Genomic DNA, 20575 nt, shown 5'->3' on the forward strand with positions numbered 1-20575 from the left:
CGCATGGGCTACCCGGTGATCGTCGACGCTGTCCGCACCCCTATCGGCAAGCGCCGCGGTGGGCTGGCCGGGGTGCACCCCGCCGTCCTGCTCGGCGCGACGATGGTCGAGGTGATCAAGCGCGCCGGCCTCGACCCCGACCTGGTCGACCAGGTCGTCGGCGGCTGCGTCACCCAGGCGGGAGAGCAGTCCAACAACATGGTGCGTCGCGCCTGGATGCACGCCGGCCTGCCCAACCACACCGGCTCGACGGTGATCGATGCCCAGTGCGCCTCGGGTCAGCAGGCCGCGCACCTGATCGACGCCCTCATCGCGGGCGGCGCGATCAGGGCCGGCATCGCATGCGGGGTCGAGTCGATGTCCCGACTCCCCCTGGGCGCGAACGTGCCGGCCGGCGCCGGCGACCCGCGGCCCGGCGACTGGTCCATCGACCTGCCCAACCAGTTCCAGGGCGCGGACCGGATCGTCGCCCACCGCGGCTTCTCCCGCGAGGAGGTCGATGCGTTCGGGCTCTGGTCGCAGCAGAAGGCGCGCGCCGCCCAGGACGCCGGCCACTTCGAGCGCGAGATCCTCTCCCTCGAGGCCCCGGCCCTCGACGACGAGGGCAAGCCCACCGGCGAGATCCGTACGATCTCGCGCGACGAGGGCATCCGCGACACCTCGCTGGAGAAGCTCGCGGGCCTCAGGCCCGTGCTTCCCGACGGCACCCACACGGCCGGCACGTCCTCGCAGATCTCCGACGGCGCCGCGGCGATGCTGGTCATGGACTCCGACCTGGCCGCCTCCCTCGGACTCACCCCGCGGGCGAAGATCGTGACGAGCTGCCTGGTCGGCGCCGACCCGTACTTCCACCTCGACGGGCCGGTGGACGCGACCGCCAAGCTGCTCGCCGACTCCGGCATGAGCATCGGCGACCTCGACATCTGCGAGGTCAACGAGGCCTTCGCCGGGGTGGTGATGTCGTGGGCGAGGGTGCACGACGTCCCGCAGGACAAGGTCAACGTGAACGGCGGCGCGATCGCGCTCGGCCACCCGGTCGGCGCCACCGGCGTCCGGCTCATCACCAGCGCCCTCCACGAGCTGGAGCGGCGCGACGCCAGCACGGCCCTGATCGCCATGTGCGCCGGCGGCGCGCAGGCCTCGGGCACCATCATCGAGCGGATCTGAGGAACCCCCATGGGAGAGCGCACGAACAAGCCCACCACCCGGTTCGCCAGGCCCGGGACGATCACCGAGGCCGAGTACGTCGTCGTCGGCGCGGGCAGCGCCGGCTGCGCGGTGGCCGGCAAGCTGGCCGCCGCCGGCAGGAGCGTCGTGCTCATCGAGGGCGGCAAGAAGGACGTGCGCAACCTGCTCGTCACCATGCCGGGGATGATCGGCCCGATGCACGCCGAGCCGAAGCTCAAGAAGCTCGTCGACTGGGGCTTCCACACGGTGCCGCAGGCCAACGCGCTCAACCGTGAGCTGCCGCAGCCGCGCGGCAAGGTCGTCGGCGGATCCAGCTCGATCAACGGTCTGCTGTGGGTGCGCGGCAACCGTGCCAACTACGACTCGTGGGCCCAGGAGATGGGCGCCGCGGGCGAGGCCTGGAACGCGGACTCGGTCAACGAGCAGTACAAGCGGATCGAGGACTTCGAGGACGGCGCGTCCGACTTCCGGGGTGCCGGCGGCCCGATCAAGGTCACCCGGCACACCCAGCCGACCGAGGCGTCCACGATGTTCAAGGAGGCGGCCGCCCAGACGCTCGACATGAAGGTGCTGGCCGACTACAACGCCGGCGAGCAGGAGGGCTTCTCGACCTTCCAGCAGAGCGCGTCTCGCGGCAAGCGCTACTCCGCGGCGCGGGGCTACCTGCACGACCGGGACCTGCCGACCCTGTCGGTGCTGACCGAGGTGAGCGCGAGCCGGGTCCTGCTCGAGGGCACCCGCGCGGTCGGCGTCGAGGTCATCGACGGCAAGGGCGAGCGGCACGTCGTACGGGCCACCGGCGAGGTCGTCCTCTCGGCGGGCGTCTTCGGCTCCGCCCAGCTCCTCCAGCTCTCCGGGATCGGATCCGCCGAGGAGCTCGCCAGGCACGGCATCGCGACCGTGGCCGACCTGCCGGTCGGCGACAACCTGCACGACCACATGTTCGTGCCGACCACCTTCGAGATGCCCTCGGCGCTGCACCACGGCACGGCCGGCTACTTCGCGCGCGGCTTCCTCAAGGAGGTGACGCGCGGCGGCTCGTTCCTGGAGAACACCGTCTTCGAGACGGTCGGGTTCGTCCGTACGTCGCAGGCGACCACCGTCCCCGATCTGCAGCTGCACGTGCTGCCGTGGGCGTACCCCTCGCCGAACCAGGACGCCCCGATCCGGCACGAGGTCGACAAGCGATCGGCCCTGACGATCATGTCCTCGCTGATCTACCCGCGCTCGCGCGGCACGCTGCGGCTGCGATCGGCCGATCCGCTCGCCGAGCCGCTCATCGACTTCAACTACCTCGCCGAGCCGCACGACCGGCAGGTGCTGCTGGAGGGCGTCGGGATGATCCGCGACATCATGGCCCACCCCCTGCTGAAGGGGCACGTGAAGTCCGAGATCCACCCGGGCGCCGCGATCGACATGGAGGCGATGAAGGCCGAGATCCCCAACCGGGCGACCTCGATCTACCACGGTGTCGGGACGTGCCGGATGGGCGTGGACGAGCGGGCGGTGGTCGACCCGCAGCTACGGGTGCGCGGCATCGACGGGCTCCGCGTCGCGGACGCCTCGATCATGCCGTCGATCATCGGCGGCAACACGAACGCCCCGTCGGTCATGATCGGCGACAAGGCCGCCGACCTCATCCTGGGCGGCGCGGCGTGACCCGCCCGGCGAGCATCACCGACGACCTGCTGCGCCGGCTGGTCTCGCGGGTGCCGTCCACCTCGGGCGGTACGTGGAAGCTGACCGAGGTCTACACCGGCGAGGTGCTCATCGAGCTGCCGCAGTCGACCCCTGCCGACGTGGAGGCCGCCTCGGCCGCCGCGCGCGAGGCGCAGAAGGCGTGGGCGGCCACCCCGCTCAAGGAGCGGTTGGCCGTCTTCGCGCGCGCCCACGAGCTGATCATCGCCAACCAGCACACCATCGCCGACCTCATCCAGGCCGAGTCGGGCAAGGCCCGCCGGATGGCCTTCGAGGAGGCCTGCGACCCCGTGATGGTGATGTCGCACTACCTCAAGCGCGCCCCGAAGGTGCTGGCGCGCAAGCGCCACGCCGGCCCGGTGCCGGTGCTGTCGCACTCGTCCGAGGTGCACATCCCGCGCGGCGTCGTCGGGATCATCGCGCCGTGGAACTTCCCGTTCGCGACCGGGCTCTCCGACGCCGTACCTGCCCTCATGGCGGGCAACGCCGTGCTGCTCAAGCCGGACAACAAGACAGCGCTGTCCCCCTTGTACGGGATCTCGCTGCTCGAGCAGGCCGGACTGCCCGAGGGGCTCTTCCAGGTGGTGTGCGGCGAGGGCCCGGAGGTCGGGCCGACGCTCATCGACAACGTCGACTACGTGATGTTCACCGGCTCGACCGGCACGGGCCGCTTCATCGGCGAGCGCGCCGGCGCGAACCTCATCGACTGCTGCCTCGAGCTCGGCGGCAAGAACCCGATGATCGTCCTGGACGACCTCGATGACGCAGCCCTCGACGACCTGATGCCGAGCATGCTGTTCGCGGTCTTCGCCAACACCGGCCAGGTCTGCATGCACATCGAGCGGATCTATGTCCCGGAGGGGATGTATCCGACCTTCCGCGACCGCTTCGTGGCTGCCGCCTCGGCGCTGAGGCTGGGCGCGGCGTACGACTTCGGCCCGGAGATCGGCGGGCTCATCTCCCCCGATCACCTCGCTCGCGTGCAGTCGCACGTCGAGGACGCGGTCGCGCGCGGAGCTCAGGTCCTGTGCGGGGGCCGCGCGCGACCCGACCTCGGTCCGACGTTCTTCGAGCCGACCGTGCTCGAGGGCGTCACCAAGGAGATGCTGCACGGCACCGTCGAGACCTTCGGTCCGGTGGTCGCGCTGCACTCGTACCGGACGCTCGACGAGGCGGTGGCTCTCGCCAACGACACCGACTACGGCCTCAACGCCTCGGTCTGGGGCACGGACATCAAGCGTGCGCTGGCCGTCGCGGACCGGATCGAGTCCGGCAACGTGAACATCAACGACGGCCTGGCGACGGCGTACGCGTCCAAGGGCACTCCGTCGGGCGGCCTGAAGACCTCCGGCGTCGGCGCCCGCCACGGCGACCAGGGCCTGCTCAAGTACACCGACGTGAAGAACATCGCGGTGCTCAAGAAGCAGGTGATGGGACCGACGGCGAAGCAGACGTACGACGACTACGCCAAGCAGATGCAGATGTCGCTGAGGTGGATGCGGAAGCTGCGCCTGCGCTGACCCGGCCCTCCCACACCGCCGACCCGGCCCTCCCACACGGCCGACCCGGCCCTCGCACACCGCCGACCCGGCCCTCCCACACGGCCGACCCGGCCCTCCCACACCGCCGACCCGGCCCTCGCACACCGTCGACTCGGCCCTGCGGCGCGGCTGAGGCGGCCTGCCGGCACCGATGCGTAGCCTCGGCGCGTGTCCCGGATCAGTGTCGCCGCCGCGTATGACGGACGAGCCGAGGAGTACATCGATCTCCTCGGCTCGCTCGACCAGATGGCCGACACCGACCGGGCGACCATCCTGGCGTGGCGTGACAGCGTCGAAGGGCGGATCGTCGACGTTGGGTGTGGACCCGGACACTGGACCGACCTGCTGTGCGACGGTGGCCGGCGCGACGTCGTCGGCCTCGATGCGTCACGGAGCTTCATCGCTGCTGCGCAGCGTCGCTTCCAGCAACCCGCCTTCGCCCGCGGCGATCTCGCGGCGCTGCCGTTCGCGGCGGGCAGTGTCGGTGGAGTGCTCGCCTGGTTCTCGATCATTCACACGCCGCCGGACGACGTCAGCGGCCAGTTGCGCGAGCTCGCACGCGTGCTCGCGCCCGGCGGGGCTCTGCTGCTGGGCTTCTTCGACGGCGAGCCTCGCACGCGGTTCGATCACGCCGTCACGGCGGCGTACTACTGGTCGGCCGACGCGCTCGCCGACCTGCTCGCGCCGCTCGGCCTCGACGTCGAGCAGTCGGCGTCACGACAGGATCCGGGCGCCCGGCGGTACGGCAACCTCGTTGCGAGACACCGCGCCGTCTGAGGGCCGAGTCGGCGGTGCGCGAGGGCCGAGTCAGCGGTGCGCGAGGGCCGAGTCGGCGGTGCGCGAGGGCCGAGTCAGCGGTGCGCGAGGGCCGAGTCAGCCGTGCCCAAGGGCCGAGTCAGCTGCCGTAGACGGGCTCGGGGGTGGGAGCTTCGTCGAGGAGCTCGGCCAGGGCGGGACCGACCTCGGCCGCCTCCCACCGGCGGCCAAGGTCGTGGGATGGGCCGTGGGCCCAGCTGTTCTCGACGGTGATCCTCCCGCCGTCGATCTCGATGACCCGTCCGGTCACCGACCCGGCCTCCTCGGAGGCGAGCCAGGCGACGATCGGGGCGTTGTCCTCGGGCAGCGCCATCGCGCCCAGTGACTCGCTGTCGAAGCCACTTGCCGTCATCCGCGTACGGGCGACCGGGGCGATGGCGTTGACGGTGACGCCGTAGCGGCCCAGCTCGGCGGCCGCGACCAGGGTCAGGCCGGCGATGCCGGCCTTCGCCGCGGAGTAGGTGGCCTGGCCGATCGAGCCCTGCAGACCCGCGCCGCTCGAGGTGTTGATCACCCGCGCGACCGGCTGACGGCCGGCCTTGGACTCCGCACGCCAGTAGGCGCCGGCGTGCCGCAGCGGCGCGAAGTGGCCCTTGAGGTGAACCCGGATGACCGCGTCCCACTCGTCCTCGGCGGTGTTGACCAGCATCCGGTCACGGACGAAGCCGGCGTTGTTGACCAGGATGTCGAGGCGGCCGTACGTCTCGATCGCCTGGCGCACCATCGCCTCGGCCTGCTCGAAGTCGGCCACGTCGGCGCCGTTGACCACCGCCACGCCCCCGGCGGCGACGATCTCGGCGACCACGTCGTGCGCCGGCGACTCCCCCGTGCCCTCGCCCGTCAGCGAGACGCCGAAGTCGTTGACCACGACCTTCGCGCCCTGCCGGGCCAGCTCGAGCGCGTGCGCGCGGCCGATCCCCCGGCCGGCGCCGGTCACGATCGCGACGCGACCTTCGAGAAGTCGGGACACAGGTGCTCCTTCAGTCGATGTGCAGGAAGACCGGAGGCTCGCCGCCACCGTCACAGGCCAGGCGGGCACCGGAGACGTACGACGCGAGATCGCTGGCCAGGAAGGCCGCGACGCGGCCCACCTCGAGCGGATCGGCCATCCGGCCCAGCGGGATGGTGCGCTCGATGGCGACCACCCGCTCGTCCGAGCCGTAGTGGTCGTCGGTCTGCTCGGTGCGACACAGCCCGACGTCGATCGCGTTGACCCGCACCTTCGGGCCCCACTCCATCGCCAGGGAGCGGGTGAGCGAGTCGAGGCCCGCCTTGGCTGCGCCGTAGGCGGCGATCGTGGGGGCGGCCCGGTGCGCGGAGATCGAGGAGATGTTGACGATCGAGCCGCCGCTCGGCTGGTGCTGCATGACGGCGTTGGCCGCCTGGGCCACCAGGAGCGGCGAGAGCAGATTGAGGTCGACGATCTTCTCGTGGAGACGTGGCGAGGCCGTCGCGGCATCGGCGCTCGGGGCACCGCCGGCGTTGTTGACCAGGATGTCGAGCGAGCCGGCCTCGGCGACGATCCCGCTGACCAGCTCCGCGACCGCGTCGACATCGCGGACATCGCACACCCGATGCCGTACGCCGGCCGGGACCTCGGCCTCGCTGCGCGAGCACGTGAACACCGTCGCGCCGGCCTCGGTGAGCGCCGCGGCGATGCCGGCGCCGATGCCGCGGACGCCACCGGTGACGAGCGCGACGCGACCAGTGAGATCGATGGACAGCACCATCGCGGCCTCCTCGCAGCACAACGGAAACACGTACCAACCAAGCGATTGCTACGTTACCAAGCAAGCGTTAGGTTTTGTCCATGCCCATCACCTCGGAACTGCGCGACGACGGCATCCGCCTGATCACGCTGGACCAGCCGCCGGTCAACGCGTTGACCGTGGCGGGCTGGTTCGACCTGGCCGCCGCCCTCGACGCCGCCAGCACCGATCCCGCCACCAAGGTCGTGGTGCTGCGCGCGAGCGGGAAGGGCTTCAACGCGGGCGTCGACATCAAGGAGATGCAGACGACCAGCGGCTTCGAGGCCCTCGTCGGCGCCAACCGCGGCTGCTACGCGGCGTTCAAGGCGGTGTACGAGTGCGCCGTCCCGGTGATCGCCGCGGTCAACGGGTTCTGCGTCGGCGGCGGGGTCGGCCTGGTCGGCAACGCGGATGTAGTGGTGGCCAGCGACGACGCGTACTTCGGCGTGCCGGAGGTCGACCAGGGCGCGCTCGGCGCGGCCACCCACATGGCACGTCTGGTCCCCCAGCACCTGATGCGCACCCTCTACTTCACCGCCCGCACGATCGAGGCCAGCGAGCTCGTCACGCACGGCTCGGTGTACGCCGTCGTCCCGCGCGAGGAGCTCGACGCGACCGCGCTCGAGCTCGCCGCGGAGATCGCGGGCAAGGACAGCCGGGTCATCCGCGCGGCCAAGGCCGCCCTCAACGGGATCGACCCGGTCGACGTGAACAAGAGCTACCGGTACGAGCAGGGCTTCACCTTCGAGCTCAATCTCGCGGGCGTCTCCGACGAGCTGCGTGACGCGTTCGCGGGCACGAGCAAGGCCGGGGGCGCCCGATGAGCATGCGCCCGCGCGACAAGCGGATGAGCCTCGAGGACGTCGTCGGACGGCTCGAGAGCGGCATGACGATCGGCATCGGCGGCTGGGGCTCGCGGCGCAAGCCGATGGCACTCGTGCGCGCGATCCTCCGCTCCGACCTGACCGACCTCACCATCGTCAGCTGGGGCGGCCCCGACGTCGGCCTCCTCGCGCGCGCCGGGAAGATCCGCAAGCTCGTCTACGCCTTCGTCTCGCTCGACTCGATCCCGCTGGAGCCGCACTTCCAGGCCGCGCGGCAGAACGGCACGATCCCCGAGGTCGTCGAGCTCGACGAGGGCATGTTCCAGACCGGCCTGCGCGCCGCCGCCCAGCGGCTGCCGTTCCTGCCGACGCGTGCCGGCCTCGGCTCCGACGTACTCGCCAACAACCCCTGGCTCAGGACCATCGAGAGCCCGTACGAGGGGCCGGACGGAATGCCCGAGACGCTGGTCGCGATGCCGGCCCTCGAGCTCGATGCCGCCCTCCTCCACCTCAACCGCGCCGACATGCACGGCAACGCGACGTACCTCGGCCCCGACCCGTACTTCGACGACCTCTTCGCGATGGCCGCCGACAAGACGTACGTGAGCGTCGAGCAGGTTCTTGATACGGCCGGGCTGACGGCGGGCCCCTCGCCTGTGCCCGTGCAGCGGCTGCTGCTCAGCCGGATGCTGGTCGACGGCGTCGTCCAGGCACCCGCCGGAGCGCACTTCACGTCCTGCACGCCCGACTACGAGCGCGACGAGCGGTTCCAGCGCGCCTACGCGCAGGCGGCGAAGGACGACGCGGCGTGGGCGGCGTTCGAGGCGCGCTTCCTGGCCGGTGACGAGGCGGCGTACCAGGCGGCCGTGAAGGAGTTCGGAGATGAGTGACCTCACCCGGTCCGAGGTCGTCGCGGCGGCCATCGCCGACTGCTGGGCGCAGGACGGCGAGATCTTCGCCAGCCCTATGGGACTGCTGCCCACGTTGGGCGCCCGGCTGGCCAAGATGACGAGCAACCCCGACCTGGTGATCTCCGACGGGGAGTCGGTCTTCCTGGCCGCGCCTCCCCCGCTCGGCTCGAGCACCGGCGCCGTCGAGGGGTGGATCCCGTTCCGCAAGGTCTTCGACGTGGTCGCCAACGGACCCCGGCACGTGATGATGGGCGCGACCCAGATAGACCGGGAGGGCAACCAGAACATCTCGGCCATCGGCCCGTTCGCCCAGCCCCGGCGCCAGCTGCTGGGCTCGCGCGGCGCGCCGGGCAACACGGTCAACAACCGCACCTCGTACTGGGTGCCCCAGCACTCCACCCGCGTCTTCGTCGAACACGTCGACATCGTCTCCGGCGTCGGGCGGGCCCGCGCCGAGGCCGCCGGTACGGCCGCGACCCGTTTCCACGCCCTGCACCGGGTCGTCACCGACCTGGCGGTGCTCGACTTCCAGGGCGCGGGCGGCACTCTCCGGCTCATCAGCGTGCATCCGGGGGTCGACGTGGAGGACGTCCGGACGGCGACGGGCTTCGACCTGGAGACCGCCGACGAGGTCGGGACCACCCGCGAGCCCACCGACACCGAGCTGATGCTGATCCGCGAGGTCCTCGATCCTCGGCGGCTTCGCGAGAAGGAGGTCCCGTCATGATCGACCAGCAGCTGCGCACTCCCCTGACCGACCTCGCCGGCGTCCGTCATCCGGTGGTGCAGACCGGCATGGGCTGGGTCGCGGGCCCCTCCCTGGTCAGCGGCACCGCCAACGCGGGCGGTCTCGGCATCCTGGCCTCGGCGACCATGTCCCTGGACGAGCTGGAGAAGGCGATCGTGGAGGTCGCGGACCGTACGGACCAGCCCTTCGGGGTCAACCTGCGCGCCGACGCCGGGGACGCCGCGGACCGGTGCCGGCTGCTGATCGAGCACGGCGTGAAGGTCGCCTCCTTCGCGCTGGCACCGAAGCCCGAGCTGATCGCGATGCTCAAGGAGCACGGGATCGTCGTCATCCCCTCCATCGGCGCACCCAAGCACGCCGTCAAGGTCGCCTCCTGGGGCGCGGACGCGGTGATGATCCAGGGCGGTGAGGGCGGCGGCCACACCGGCTCCGTGCCGACCACCCTTCTCCTCCCCGCCGTGCTCGACGCGCTCGCCGACGCCGGCACCCCGATCCCGGTCATCGCCGCGGGTGGCTTCTTCGACGGCCGTGGGCTCGCCGCCGCCCTCTCGTACGGCGCCGCCGGCGTCGGGATGGGGACCCGGTTCCTGCTGACCCGCGACTCGCGGGTGCCGGATCCGGTCAAGCAGCGCTACCTCGCGGCCGGGCTCGACGGCACCGTCGTCACCGCCAAGGTCGACGGGATGCCGCACCGGATGCTGCGCACCCCGCTCGTCGAGGAGGTGGAGGAGTCGTCGGTGGTCAAGCGCGCCGTCCCGACCCTCAAGCGCACGCTCGAGTTCAAGCGCACCTCCAAGATGACGTGGCAGCAGCTGCTCGCCGACGGCAGGGCGATGAGGCACGCGCAGGGCCGCTCGCTGGCCCAGCTCGCGCTCGCGGCCAACACCCCGACGATGCTGCGCTCGGGTCTGGTCGAGGGCGACACGTCCGCAGGTGTGCTCGCCGCCGGCCAGGTCGTCGGCCTGCTCACCGATCTCCCGAGCTGCGAGGAGCTCATCGATCGGGTCGTCACCGAGGCTGTCTCGCGGCTGCGTCGCGGCGCGTCGTACGTCGTGGATGCGGGTCCATTGAGCTGAGTCGGCTATCGTTGCTGCATCAGCTCGTTACCGTTCTCGCCGCGAGTTGTCCGCACGTCGTAGCTCCGGCTCCGTGCGTGGCCGCCCGAAACCTTCGGATACCGGCTGACGGCGAGGCATTGCAGAGAGCGACATCAACCGCGTGTCTTCCTTTTCCACCCTTGGCCTGCCCTCCAACCTCGTCGAGGTTCTGACCGGTCTCGGGATCACCGAGCCGACCCCGATCCAGGCCGCCACCCTTCCCGACTCCCTCGCCGGACGCGACGTGCTCGGCCGTGGCCGCACCGGCTCCGGCAAGACGTACGGCTTCCTGCTGCCGCTGGTCGCCCGCCTGGCCGCCTCCGGCGCCAAGCCCCGCAAGGGCGCACCGCGTGCCCTGATCCTGGCTCCGACCCGCGAGCTGGTCACCCAGATCGAGGCCGCCGCCGCCCCGCTGGCCAAGGCCGCCGGCCTCACCACCCGCACCGTCTTCGGCGGCGTGGGCCAGGGCCCGCAGGTCGCCGCGCTGGCGAAGGGCGTCGACATCGTCATCGCCTGCCCGGGGCGCCTCGAGGACCTCATCGGCCAGAAGCACTGCTCGCTGGCCGACATCGAGGTCACCGTGCTCGACGAGGCCGACCACATGGCCGACCTCGGCTTCCTCCCGGGCGTGCGCCGCATCCTCGCGGCCACCCCGAAGGACAGCCAGCGTCTGCTCTTCTCCGCCACGCTCGACAAGGCGATCGACGCGCTGGTCAAGCAGTTCCTGAACAACCCGGTCACCCACCAGGCCGACTCCGCGCAGTCGCCGGTCGCGACCATGACCCACCACGTGCTCCACATCGAGCGCGACCACCGGGTCTCGATCCTCACCGACCTCGCGTCGGCCCCGGGTCGCACGGTCATCTTCACCCGCACCAAGCACGGTGCGAAGGCGCTCGCCCGCCAGCTCAACAAGAACGGCGTGCCCTCGGTCGACCTGCACGGCAACCTGTCGCAGAACGCCCGTACCCGGAACATGGACGCCTTCCACAGTGGCGAGGCGACCGCGCTGATCGCGACCGACATCGCCGCGCGTGGCATCCACGTCGACGACGTCGCGCTGGTCATCCACGCCGACCCGCCGGCCGAGCACAAGGCCTACCTGCACCGCTCGGGTCGTACCGCCCGCGCCGGCAACGAGGGCACCGTCGTCACCCTGATGACCAGCGACCAGGTCAAGGACGTCCGCGACCTGACCAAGGCCGCCGGCATCAAGCCGACCACCACCCGCGTCAACGACGTCTCGCACCCGATCCTGGTCTCCCTCGCCCCCGGCGAGCGCACCCGGCCGGGCGGCTTCGAGCCCGTCGTCACCCAGCCCGAGCGTCGCCCCGCCGGCGAGGGCACCGGTACGCGCAAGTCGCGCCCCGGCTCCCGTGCCCGCAAGCGTCAGGCTGGCGAGGGCTCCGCGCCCGCGCAGGGCGGTCGCGGCGGCAGCGCCCCGAAGCAGGGCGGCCAGAAGGCCAGCACCGGCAACGGCGGCCAGGCCCGTCGCAGCCAGGGCTCCTCGCAGGGCGGCCAGAAGTCGGGCGGCCAGTCCCGCTCCGGTGGCCAGGGCGGTCGCCGCGGCGCCGGCGCCGGCTCCAGCCAGGGCAGCAGCCACAGCGCGGCCAGCTTCTCCGGTCGTCGCTGACACCTCGCTCCATCACGACACGATCCGCATCCCCGTCCGGGGATGCGGATCGTTTGGTTTCAGCGGGCGGTCGCGCGCGACCCAACCATCAGGGTGACCCTTCGCGCAGCCCCGCGCGGAGGAGTCAGAGCCGCTCGATGATCGTCACGTTCGCCTGTCCCCCGCCCTCACACATCGTCTGCAGGCCGTAGCGTCCACCGGTGCGCTCGAGCTCGGCGAGCAGCGTGGTCATGAGGCGCGCGCCGGTGGCGCCGATGGGGTGGCCCAGGGCGATGCCGCCACCGTTGACGTTCACCCGCTCGTGCGGGGCGCCGGTCTCCTTCATCCAGGCCAGCACGACCGGCGCGAAGGCCTCGTTGCACTCGAAGAGGTCGATGTCCTCGATCGACATGCCGGCCTTCGCGAGCGCGTGCTGGGTCGCGGCGATCGGGCCGGTCAACATCCAGACCGGGTCGTCGCCGCGTACGGAGAGATGGTGGATCCGGGCCCGCGGCGTCAGCCCGTGCTGGGAGACCGCCCGCTCCGAGGCGATCAGCAGAGCCGCCGAACCGTCCGAGATCTGGGAGGCCACGCCGGCGGTGATCCGCCCGCCGGGAGACAGCGGCTGCAGGGCCGCCATCTTCTCCAGCGAGGTCTGGCGCGGGCACTCGTCGGTGTCGAAGACCGTGCCGTCCGCGAGGGTCACGGGCGCGATCTCGCCGGCGAAACGGCCCGTGGCGATGGCTGCGCGGGCCCGCTCGTGGGAGGTGAAGGAGAACCCCTCGAGCTCCTCGCGCGACAGGCTCCACCTGTCGGCGATCAGCTCGGCGCCGCGGAACTGGCTGACCTCCTGGTCGCCGTACCGCTTCTCCCACCCGACGGCACCGGTAAAGATCGTCTCGAAGCCGAACTGCTGCCCGACCACCATCGCCGAGGAGATCGGGATGGCGGACATGTTCTGCACGCCGCCGGCGACGACCAGGTCCTGGGTGCCGGACATGACGCCCTGCGCGGCGAAGTGCACCGCCTGCTGCGCGGATCCGCACTGCCGGTCGATGGTGACGCCGGGGACGTGCTCGGGCAGCCCGGCCGAGAGCCACGCCAGCCGGGCGATGTCGCCGGCCTGCGGGCCGATGGTGTCGCAGCAGCCGAGGATGACGTCGTCGACCGCGCCCGGGTCGACCCCGGTGCGGTCCATCAGCGCAGCGAGCGAGTGCGCGCCGAGGTCGAGCGAGTGCATCGCGGCGAGCGAGCCGCCACGCTTGCCGACCGGCGTACGGACGGCGTCGACGATGAAGGCTTCGGGCATGAGTTCTCCTTAGGAGGCGATCCCGTCGAGCAGGATGGTCAGGTACTGATCGGCGACCTGGTCATGGGTGAGGTCCCCGCCCGGGCGATACCAGCGCACGGCGACCCACACCGTGTCGCGGACGAAGCGGTAGGCCAGCTCGAGGTCGAGATCGGCCCGGAGGGCACCGGACGAGATGCCCTCGCGCAGCAGCGTCATCCACACCTCGCGCGACTGCTTGTTGCGGTCGGCGAGGTAGGAGAACCGCTCGAGACGGCCGAGCTGGTCGGCCTCGTTCTGGAAGATCGCGACCTCGGCGTGGTGCTGGTCGATGGCCGCGAAGGAGAGCCGTACGGCCGCCTCGATCTTGGCGCGCGCGGGCTGCTCACTGGCCAGGATCTCGTCGTACGCGGCGAACAGCTCGGACTGGAAGCTCTGCAGCAGCTCGTCGACCATCGACTCCTTGGAGTCGAAGTGGTGGTAGAGGCTGCCCGACAGGATGCCGGCCGCGTCCGCGATGTCGCGCACGGTGGTGTTGCGGAAGCCCTTCTCCGCGAAGAGGTCGCCGGCGATGCGAAGGAGCTCCGCCCTCCGATTGGTCGCCTCAGGCGTGCTGGCTGCTGACACTGATCACTTCTCCGGTCAGGTAGGACGAGTAGTCGGACGCGAGGAACACCATCACATTGGCCACCTCCCACGGCTCGGCGGCCCGGCCGAACGCCTCGCGGCTGGTGAGCTCCTCGAGCAGCTCGTCGGAGGTGACCTTGGCCAGGAACGGGTGCATCGCCAGGGACGGCGCCACCGCGTTGACGCGGATCCCGTACGCGGCGAAGTCCATCGCGGCACACCGGGTCAGCGCCATCACGCCGGCCTTCGCGGCGGCGTAGTGGGCCTGGCCCTCCTGGGCCCGCCACCCGATCACCGACGCGTTGTTGACGATGACGCCGCCCTTGCCGGACCGCTGCATCCGCTGGCCGGCGGCGCGCACGCAGCGGAAGGTGCCGGTGAGGCTGATGTCGATCACCTTCGACCACTGCTCGTCGGTCATCTCCAGCATGCTGGCGGTGCCGCCGAGGCCGGCGTTGTTGATCATCACGTCGACGCCGCCCCAGGCGTCGGCCGCGTCGAACAGGGCATCGACCTGGTCCTGTCGCGTCACGTCGGAGACGAGGGTCCGCACGCGGTCCTCGCCGAACTCCTTCGCCAGCGCCTCCTGGGCCTCGCCCAGCCGCCGCTCGTGGGTGTCGCCGACGACGACGCCGCGGGCGCCCTCCTCGAGCGCGCGCCGGACGACGGAGGCGCCGATCCCGGCACCCGCGCCCGCGGTGACGACGACGACCTTCTCGCTCAGCAGACCGTGGCCGCCCACATATGCGGGGGCGGCGTACAAGGGGACGGTGCTCATGCATTCACCTTCGGTTCGCGGGGAAGGCCGAGCACGCGCTCGGCGAGGATGGTGCGCTGGATCTCGTCGCTGCCGCCGTAGATCGTGTCGGCACGGGAGAAGAGGAAGAGCCGCTGCCAGCGGTCGAGGTCACCCTCAGCGGCCAGGCCCCCGGCGCCGAGGACCTGCATCGCGACCTCACCGAGGCGACGGTGCCAGTTGCCCCAGACCAGCTTCGCGATCGAGGGCGCCTGGCCGTCGGCGAGACCGCGCACGACGTTGGCGCGCATCACCTCGAGGTCGACGTACGCACGGGCGAGGCTGTCGGCGATCACCGGATCGTCGATGGCGCCGTTCGTACGGGCGAGGTCCAGCAGGTCGTCGAGCTCGCGGGCGAAGCCGACCTGTTGACCCAGGGTGGAGCCGCCGCGCTCGAAGCCGAGCAGCGCGGTCGCGACCCTCCAGCCCTCGCCCGGCTCCCCCACGACCAGGTCGGCCGCGGTGCGGGCGCCGCTGAAGAAGACCTCGTTGAACTCCGAGCCGCCGGTCAGCTGCTCGATCGGGCGGACCTCGATGCCGGGCTGGTCCATCGGGACGAGGAGGAAGCTCAGCCCCTGGTGGCGCGTCGTGCCGGGCGTGGTGCGGCAGAGCACGAAGATCCAGTCGGCCTCGTGCGCGAGCGACGTCCAGATCTTCTGGCCGTCGATCACCCACTCGCCGGCGCTCTCGTCCAGGCGTGCGCGGGTGGAGACCGAGGCGAGGTCCGAGCCGGCACCGGGCTCGGAGTAGCCCTGGCACCACATCTGCGTCACCGAGCGGATGCCGGGCAGGAAACGGGCGCGCTGCTCGTCGGTGCCCAGCGCGATCAGCGTCGGGCCGAGCAGCTCCTCCCCGAGGTGGTTGACCCGGGCGGGCGCGTCGGCGCGCGCGTACTCCTCGTGGAACACCACCTGCTCCTCGAGGGTGAGTCCACGCCCGCCGTACGCCTGCGGCCAGCCGACGCACGTCCAGCCGTGCTCGGCGAGGTGGCGGTTCCAGGCCAGCCGCTCCTCGTACCGCTCATGCTCGCGACCCGGGCCACCGGCGCCGCGCAGCGAGGCGAACCGGCCACTCAGGTGCTTTTCGAGCCAGGCGCGCACCTCGGCCCGCAGCGCGTCGGTGCCAGCGTGAGCCTGAGACATCGGGGACTGTTCCCTTCGGAGTTGGTTGCCGCTACCGTAGCCTACCAAGCACTTGCTTGGGAGGTCCGATTGATCGACACCACGCCCGCTGCCCTCCGAGAGGCGGCGGCAACACACGGCGCCACGGCGGCCTACGTCGAGGGTGACCGCGTGCTCTCCTTCGCCGACCTGCTCGCCGAGGTCGAGTCGACCGCCGCGGGCTATGCGGCGCACGGCGTCCACCCTGGTGATCGCGTCTGCCTGTGGGCGCCGAACAGCATCGACTGGGTCATCGCCGCGCTCGCGGTGCACCACGCGGGCGCGACGCTGGTGCCGATCAACAGCCGCTACACGGGCCACGAGGCCGCCGACATCGTGTCCCGCACGGGCGCGACCCTGGCGGTGGTGGCCGACGGCTTCCTCGGCCGCAGCCAGATCAAGGAGCTCACCGAGGCCGCCGACCTGCCGGACCTGCGCGAGATCATCGACATCCGGGCCCTGCCCGCCATCCAGCGCACCGACCCGACGGCGCTGATCAGTGCGCGCGCCCGGGCCGACGGCGTCGGACCCGGCACGGTCGCGGACATCCTCTTCACCTCCGGTACGACCGGCCGCCCCAAGGGCGTGCTGAGCGCGCACCGGCAGACCGTCGGCGTCGCCCGCGCCTGGGGCGAGCTCGGCGGCGTCGCCGCCACGGATCGCTATCTGGTGGTCAACCCGTTCTTCCACACCTTCGGCTACAAGGTCGGCATCATCACCGGCCTGCTCACCGGCGCGACGCTCTACCCGGTCGCGATGTTCGACCTCGACGAGACGATGACGCTGATCGAGCGCGAGCGGATCAGCGTGCTCCCGGGCGCTCCGACGATCTACCAGTCGCTGCTCACCGCCCCCGGCCGCGCGGATCGCGACCTGTCGTCGCTGCGCCTGGCCGTCACTGGCGCGGCCGTCGTACCGACCGTGCTGATCGAGCGGATGCGCGCCGCCGCCCCCGAGGGACTCGGCATCGACAGCGTCGTCACCGCCTTCGGGATGACCGAGGCGGTGGTCGCCACGATGTGCCGCGACGGCGACAGCGCGGAGACGGTCGCGACCACGTGTGGGCGGGCGATCCCGGGCATGGAGACGCGGATCGCGGAGAGCGGCGAGCTGCTGCTGCGCGGCGACTACGTGATGCTCGGCTACCTCGACGACCCGGAGGCCACCGCAGCCGCGATCGACAAGGACGGCTGGCTGCACACGGGCGACGTCGGCACCATCGACGAGACCGGCAACCTGCGCATCACCGACCGGCTCAAGGACATGTACATCTGCGGCGGCTTCAACGTCTACCCCGCCGAGATCGAGCAGACGCTGACCCGGCTCGACGGCGTGGTCGACGTGGCCGTGGTCGGCGTACCGGATGAGCGGATGGGCGAGGTGGGACGGGCGTACGTGGTGGGCACGACGTCCGAGGAGGCCGTGATCGCGTACGCCCGCGAGCGGCTGGCCAACTTCAAGGTGCCGCGGTCGGTGGTCCTCGTGGACGCCCTGCCGCGCAACCCGTCCGGCAAGGTGCTGAAGAACGAGCTGAGGAGCTGCTCATGAGCCAGACCGATGTCGCTGACGTCGGCGCGCAGGTCGTCACCGTCGAGGTGCGGGACCGGGTCGCGTGGGTGACGCTCAACCGCCCGGAGTACCGCAACGCGCAGAACTCCGCGATGACCTACGCCCTCGACGATGCGTTCACCCGCGCCGTCGACGACGACGAGGTCGCGGTGATCGTGCTGTCGGGCAACGGCGACCACTTCTGCGCGGGCCATGACATCGGCACGCCCGGGCGTGACGTCGACGTGGAGTTCGAGCGGCGCGCGGTGATGCACTGGACCCACGTCGGCCAGGAGGGCGGCGACCTGCGCTGGGCCCGCGAGTCGGAGGTCTACCTCGGCATGTGCCGGCGCTGGCGGGAGATCCCCAAGCCGATGATCGCGATGGTGCACGGCGCCTGCATCGCCGGCGGGCTGATGTTGGCCTGGTCGTGCGACTTCATCATCGCCTCCGAGGACGCGTTCTTCTCCGACCCGGTGGTGCGGATGGGCATCCCCGGCGTCGAGTACTTCGCCCACCCGTGGGTGACGAACCCGCGCGCCGCCAAGGAGCTGCTCTTCACCGGCGACCGGTTCTCAGCCCTACGGGCGCAGCAGCTCGGCATGGTCAACCAGGTCGTCGCGCGCGACGAGCTGCGTGCGACCGTCGCGGCGATGGCCGGCCGGATCGCACAGATGCCGCGCTTCGGGCTGGCGCTGACCAAGAAGGCGGTCAACCAGGCCGAGGACCTGCAGGGCATGCGGGCCGGCATGGACTCGGTCTTCGGGCTGCACCACTTCGCGCACGCGCACAACGCCGAGACGTCGACCGACTCGCTGGGCGGGCTGGACGCGAAGGCGATGGCCGCCAAGAACAAGGCCGCGGCGAACAAGGGACAGGCCTGATGGACCTCGACCTCTCCCCCGACGAGCTGGCCTTCCGCGACGAGGTGCGGGCATGGCTGACCGAGCACGTCCCGCCCGCGCGGCTGCCGTCGATGGACACCCTGGACGGCTTCGAGGCGCACCGCGCCTGGGAGGCGACCCTGGCCGAGGCACGGCTCTCGGTGGTGTCGTGGCCGCGCGAGTTCGGCGGGCGCGAGGCTTCGTTGGTCGAGTGGGTGCTCTTCGAGGAGGAGTACTACCGCGCCGGCGCCCCCGGGCGCGTCTCGCAGAACGGCATCTTCCTGCTCTCCCCGATCCTCTTCGAGCACGGCACGCCCGATCAGCAGCGGCGCCACCTGCCCTCGATGGCCACCGGCGAGAGGATCTGGGCGCAGTGCTGGTCCGAGCCCGGCGCCGGCTCCGACCTGGCGTCGCTGCGCTCGACCGCGAGCCGGGACGACGTACGGGGCGGCTGGCTGCTCAACGGGCAGAAGACCTGGTCCTCGCGGGCGACCTACGCCCACATGGGGTTCGGGCTGTTCCGCTCCGACCCGAGCGCCGAACGGCACCGCGGCCTCACCTACTTCCTCTTCCCGCTCGACGCCCCCGGAGTGACGGTGCGCCCGATCGCGCAGCTGGACGGCGAGCCGGGCTTCGCCGAGGTGTTCTTCGACGACGTGTTCGTCCCGGACGAGGACGTGCTCGGCGGCGTCGGCGACGGCTGGCGGGTCGCCATGTCGACCGCCGGGAACGAGCGCGGCCTCTCGCTGCGCTCACCCGGGCGGTTCTGCGCCGCCGCGGACCGGCTGGTGGACCTCTACGCGGATCGTGCCGCGCGGGTTGCGGGCGGGGACGGAGGGCGCGCATCGCGACCGACCACCGGGTTCGGCGACCGGGTCGCGGATGCGTGGATCCGTGCGCAGGCGTACCGGCTCTACACCTGGGGCACGGTCACCCGGCTCGCCGCCGGCGGCGACGTCGGCGCCGCGGGGTCGGTGAACAAGGTGTTCTGGTCCGAGCTCGACATCGATCTGCACGAGACCGCACTCGACCTGCTGGACGTGGAGTCGGAGCTGGCGTCGACCTGGACCGACGGACACCTCTTCTCCCTGGCCGGACCGATCTACGCGGGCACCAACGAGATCCAGCGCAACATCGTCGCCGAGCGGATCCTCCGCCTGCCCAAGGAGCAGAGCCCCCAGGAGGTGCGCGGATGAGGTTCGAGCTCTCCGAGGACCAGCGCGACTTCCGCGCCGCCCTCGACGACCTGCTGTCCTCCGCCGACACCGTGGCCGCCGCGCGGGCGTGGGCCGAGGGCGAGCACGCCCCCGGCCTCGGCATCTGGAAGCGCCTGGCCGATCTCGGCGTCAACGGGCTGCTCGTCGACGGCGGGACGCACGTCGACCTCGCCGTCGCGCACGAGGCCCTCGGCTATCACCTCGCGGTCGGCCCCTGGATCGAGGCGGCGGCGCTGTCGTCGTCCCACGGCGCGCGGGTGGCGGCCGGTGAGCTGCTCACCGTCGCCGCGCCCGGCGTGAGCTTCGCGCTCGACGCGGACGTCGCTGACCTCGTCGGCGGTACGGCCGGCGAGCGGCTCGAGTCCGTCGACGCCACGCGACGGCTGTTCCGGGTCGAGGGCGGTCCGGTCGGCGACGCCGACATCGCGGCGCTGGCCTGTGCCGCGCAGCTCCTCGGCGCCGGCGAGCGGGTGCTCGCCGACACCGTCACCTACGTCCAGCAGCGCCGGCAGTTCGGCCGCGCGATCGGGTCGTTCCAGGCGGTGAAGCACCAGCTCGCCGACGTACGCATCGCGCTCGACTTCGCCCGGCCGCTGGTGCTCGGCGCGGCCCTCTCCGGGGAGCCGCGCGACGTGTCGGCCGCCAAGGCGTACGCCTCCGACGCCGCGTGGAAGGCGGCTCGCACGGCGCTGCAGCTGCACGGCGCGGTCGGCTACACCCGGGAGCTCGACCTGGGTCTGTGGATCCTCCGGATTCGCGCGTTGTGCTCGGCCTGGGGCACGCCCCCGTTCCACCGCGCCCGCGTCCTCGAGAGCCTGGTGCAGCGATGACCCCCGCCGCGGCTATACGGATGAGCACGGTTCGCCGCGCCG

The 20575-nt window shown here is 71.6% G+C and carries 19 protein-coding genes; 13 read left to right on the plus strand and 6 right to left on the minus strand.

What is annotated here, in order from left to right:
- Positions 1–3: 3 nt before the first annotated feature.
- The 4 genes from KSO98_RS04235 (at position 4) to KSO98_RS04250 (ending at position 5204) form a co-directional block, all read left to right on the plus strand.
- Positions 4–1167: a steroid 3-ketoacyl-CoA thiolase gene (locus KSO98_RS04235; RefSeq protein WP_225283695.1), complete on the plus strand. Its 1164-nt coding sequence runs from the start codon at positions 4–6 to the stop codon at positions 1165–1167.
- Positions 1168–1176: 9 nt separating this feature from the next.
- On the plus strand, positions 1177–2847 hold the full coding sequence (locus tag KSO98_RS04240) for a GMC family oxidoreductase (RefSeq protein ID WP_225283696.1): 1671 nt from the start codon (positions 1177–1179) through the stop codon (positions 2845–2847).
- Positions 2844–4406 (plus strand): succinic semialdehyde dehydrogenase, encoded by a 1563-nt coding sequence (locus KSO98_RS04245; RefSeq protein ID WP_225283697.1) that lies wholly within the window; start codon positions 2844–2846, stop codon positions 4404–4406. Before KSO98_RS04240 ends, KSO98_RS04245 begins: the two co-directional genes overlap by 4 nt.
- A gap of 189 nt (positions 4407–4595) precedes the next feature.
- The gene (locus KSO98_RS04250) at positions 4596–5204 is read left to right on the plus strand and encodes a class I SAM-dependent methyltransferase (protein ID WP_225283698.1); all 609 of its coding nucleotides are present in this window, start codon (positions 4596–4598) and stop codon (positions 5202–5204) included.
- A 118-nt stretch (positions 5205–5322) separates the two neighbouring features.
- Here KSO98_RS04250 and KSO98_RS04255 read toward each other — a convergent pair whose 3' ends face one another.
- The gene (locus KSO98_RS04255; RefSeq protein WP_225283700.1) at positions 5323–6213 is read right to left on the minus strand and encodes an SDR family oxidoreductase; all 891 of its coding nucleotides are present in this window, start codon (positions 6211–6213) and stop codon (positions 5323–5325) included.
- A 10-nt stretch (positions 6214–6223) separates the two neighbouring features.
- The gene (locus KSO98_RS04260; RefSeq protein ID WP_225283701.1) at positions 6224–6973 is read right to left on the minus strand and encodes an SDR family oxidoreductase; all 750 of its coding nucleotides are present in this window, start codon (positions 6971–6973) and stop codon (positions 6224–6226) included.
- 80 nt (positions 6974–7053) lie between these two features.
- Between KSO98_RS04260 and KSO98_RS04265 the strand changes: the two genes are divergently transcribed.
- The 5 genes from KSO98_RS04265 to KSO98_RS04285 all read left to right on the plus strand — a co-directional run bounded on the left by KSO98_RS04265 (position 7054) and on the right by KSO98_RS04285 (position 12204).
- The gene (locus KSO98_RS04265; protein WP_225283702.1) at positions 7054–7815 is read left to right on the plus strand and encodes an enoyl-CoA hydratase family protein; all 762 of its coding nucleotides are present in this window, start codon (positions 7054–7056) and stop codon (positions 7813–7815) included.
- Positions 7812–8705, plus strand: coding sequence for a CoA transferase subunit A (locus tag KSO98_RS04270; RefSeq protein ID WP_225283703.1), 894 nt, complete (start codon positions 7812–7814; stop codon positions 8703–8705). Before KSO98_RS04265 ends, KSO98_RS04270 begins: the two co-directional genes overlap by 4 nt.
- Complete coding sequence (locus KSO98_RS04275) at positions 8698–9453, plus strand: CoA-transferase subunit beta (RefSeq protein ID WP_225283704.1); 756 nt, start codon at positions 8698–8700, stop codon at positions 9451–9453. Before KSO98_RS04270 ends, KSO98_RS04275 begins: the two co-directional genes overlap by 8 nt.
- Positions 9450–10550, plus strand: a complete 1101-nt coding sequence (locus KSO98_RS04280) for an NAD(P)H-dependent flavin oxidoreductase (protein WP_225283705.1) — start codon at positions 9450–9452, stop codon at positions 10548–10550. Before KSO98_RS04275 ends, KSO98_RS04280 begins: the two co-directional genes overlap by 4 nt.
- 142 nt (positions 10551–10692) lie before the next feature.
- Positions 10693–12204 carry a DEAD/DEAH box helicase gene (locus tag KSO98_RS04285; protein WP_225283706.1) on the plus strand — a complete coding sequence of 504 codons (1512 nt, stop codon included), beginning with the start codon at positions 10693–10695 and terminating at the stop codon, positions 12202–12204.
- Positions 12205–12328: 124 nt separating this feature from the next.
- Here KSO98_RS04285 and KSO98_RS04290 read toward each other — a convergent pair whose 3' ends face one another.
- The 4 genes from KSO98_RS04290 to KSO98_RS04305 are packed head-to-tail and all read right to left on the minus strand — an operon-like array spanning position 12329 to position 16036.
- Complete coding sequence (locus KSO98_RS04290; RefSeq protein ID WP_225283707.1) at positions 12329–13492, minus strand: acetyl-CoA C-acetyltransferase; 1164 nt, start codon at positions 13490–13492, stop codon at positions 12329–12331.
- Positions 13493–13501: 9 nt separating this feature from the next.
- Positions 13502–14098: a TetR/AcrR family transcriptional regulator gene (locus KSO98_RS04295; RefSeq protein ID WP_225283708.1), complete on the minus strand. Its 597-nt coding sequence runs from the start codon at positions 14096–14098 to the stop codon at positions 13502–13504.
- The gene (locus tag KSO98_RS04300) at positions 14076–14876 is read right to left on the minus strand and encodes an SDR family oxidoreductase (protein WP_225283709.1); all 801 of its coding nucleotides are present in this window, start codon (positions 14874–14876) and stop codon (positions 14076–14078) included. The genes KSO98_RS04295 and KSO98_RS04300 overlap by 23 nt, the downstream gene beginning before the upstream one ends.
- On the minus strand, positions 14873–16036 hold the full coding sequence (locus KSO98_RS04305; RefSeq protein ID WP_225283711.1) for an acyl-CoA dehydrogenase family protein: 1164 nt from the start codon (positions 16034–16036) through the stop codon (positions 14873–14875). The genes KSO98_RS04300 and KSO98_RS04305 overlap by 4 nt, the downstream gene beginning before the upstream one ends.
- Positions 16037–16105: 69 nt before the next feature.
- Here KSO98_RS04305 and KSO98_RS04310 point away from each other — a divergent pair, with 69 nt between their 5' ends.
- Genes KSO98_RS04310 through KSO98_RS04325 form a run of 4 tightly spaced genes read left to right on the plus strand, consistent with a single transcriptional unit; the run spans position 16106 to position 20533 of the window.
- Positions 16106–17602, plus strand: a complete 1497-nt coding sequence (locus tag KSO98_RS04310; RefSeq protein WP_225283713.1) for a FadD3 family acyl-CoA ligase — start codon at positions 16106–16108, stop codon at positions 17600–17602.
- Positions 17599–18486 carry an enoyl-CoA hydratase gene (locus KSO98_RS04315; RefSeq protein WP_225283714.1) on the plus strand — a complete coding sequence of 296 codons (888 nt, stop codon included), beginning with the start codon at positions 17599–17601 and terminating at the stop codon, positions 18484–18486. Before KSO98_RS04310 ends, KSO98_RS04315 begins: the two co-directional genes overlap by 4 nt.
- Positions 18486–19682 (plus strand): acyl-CoA dehydrogenase family protein, encoded by a 1197-nt coding sequence (locus KSO98_RS04320; RefSeq protein ID WP_225283715.1) that lies wholly within the window; start codon positions 18486–18488, stop codon positions 19680–19682. The genes KSO98_RS04315 and KSO98_RS04320 overlap by 1 nt, the downstream gene beginning before the upstream one ends.
- Positions 19679–20533: an acyl-CoA dehydrogenase family protein gene (locus KSO98_RS04325; protein WP_225283716.1), complete on the plus strand. Its 855-nt coding sequence runs from the start codon at positions 19679–19681 to the stop codon at positions 20531–20533. Before KSO98_RS04320 ends, KSO98_RS04325 begins: the two co-directional genes overlap by 4 nt.
- The last annotated feature ends 42 nt before the right edge of the window (positions 20534–20575 follow it).

The sequence above is a fragment of the Nocardioides nematodiphilus genome (genome assembly GCF_020216525.1).
GTDB lineage: Bacteria > Actinomycetota > Actinomycetes > Propionibacteriales > Nocardioidaceae > Nocardioides > Nocardioides nematodiphilus.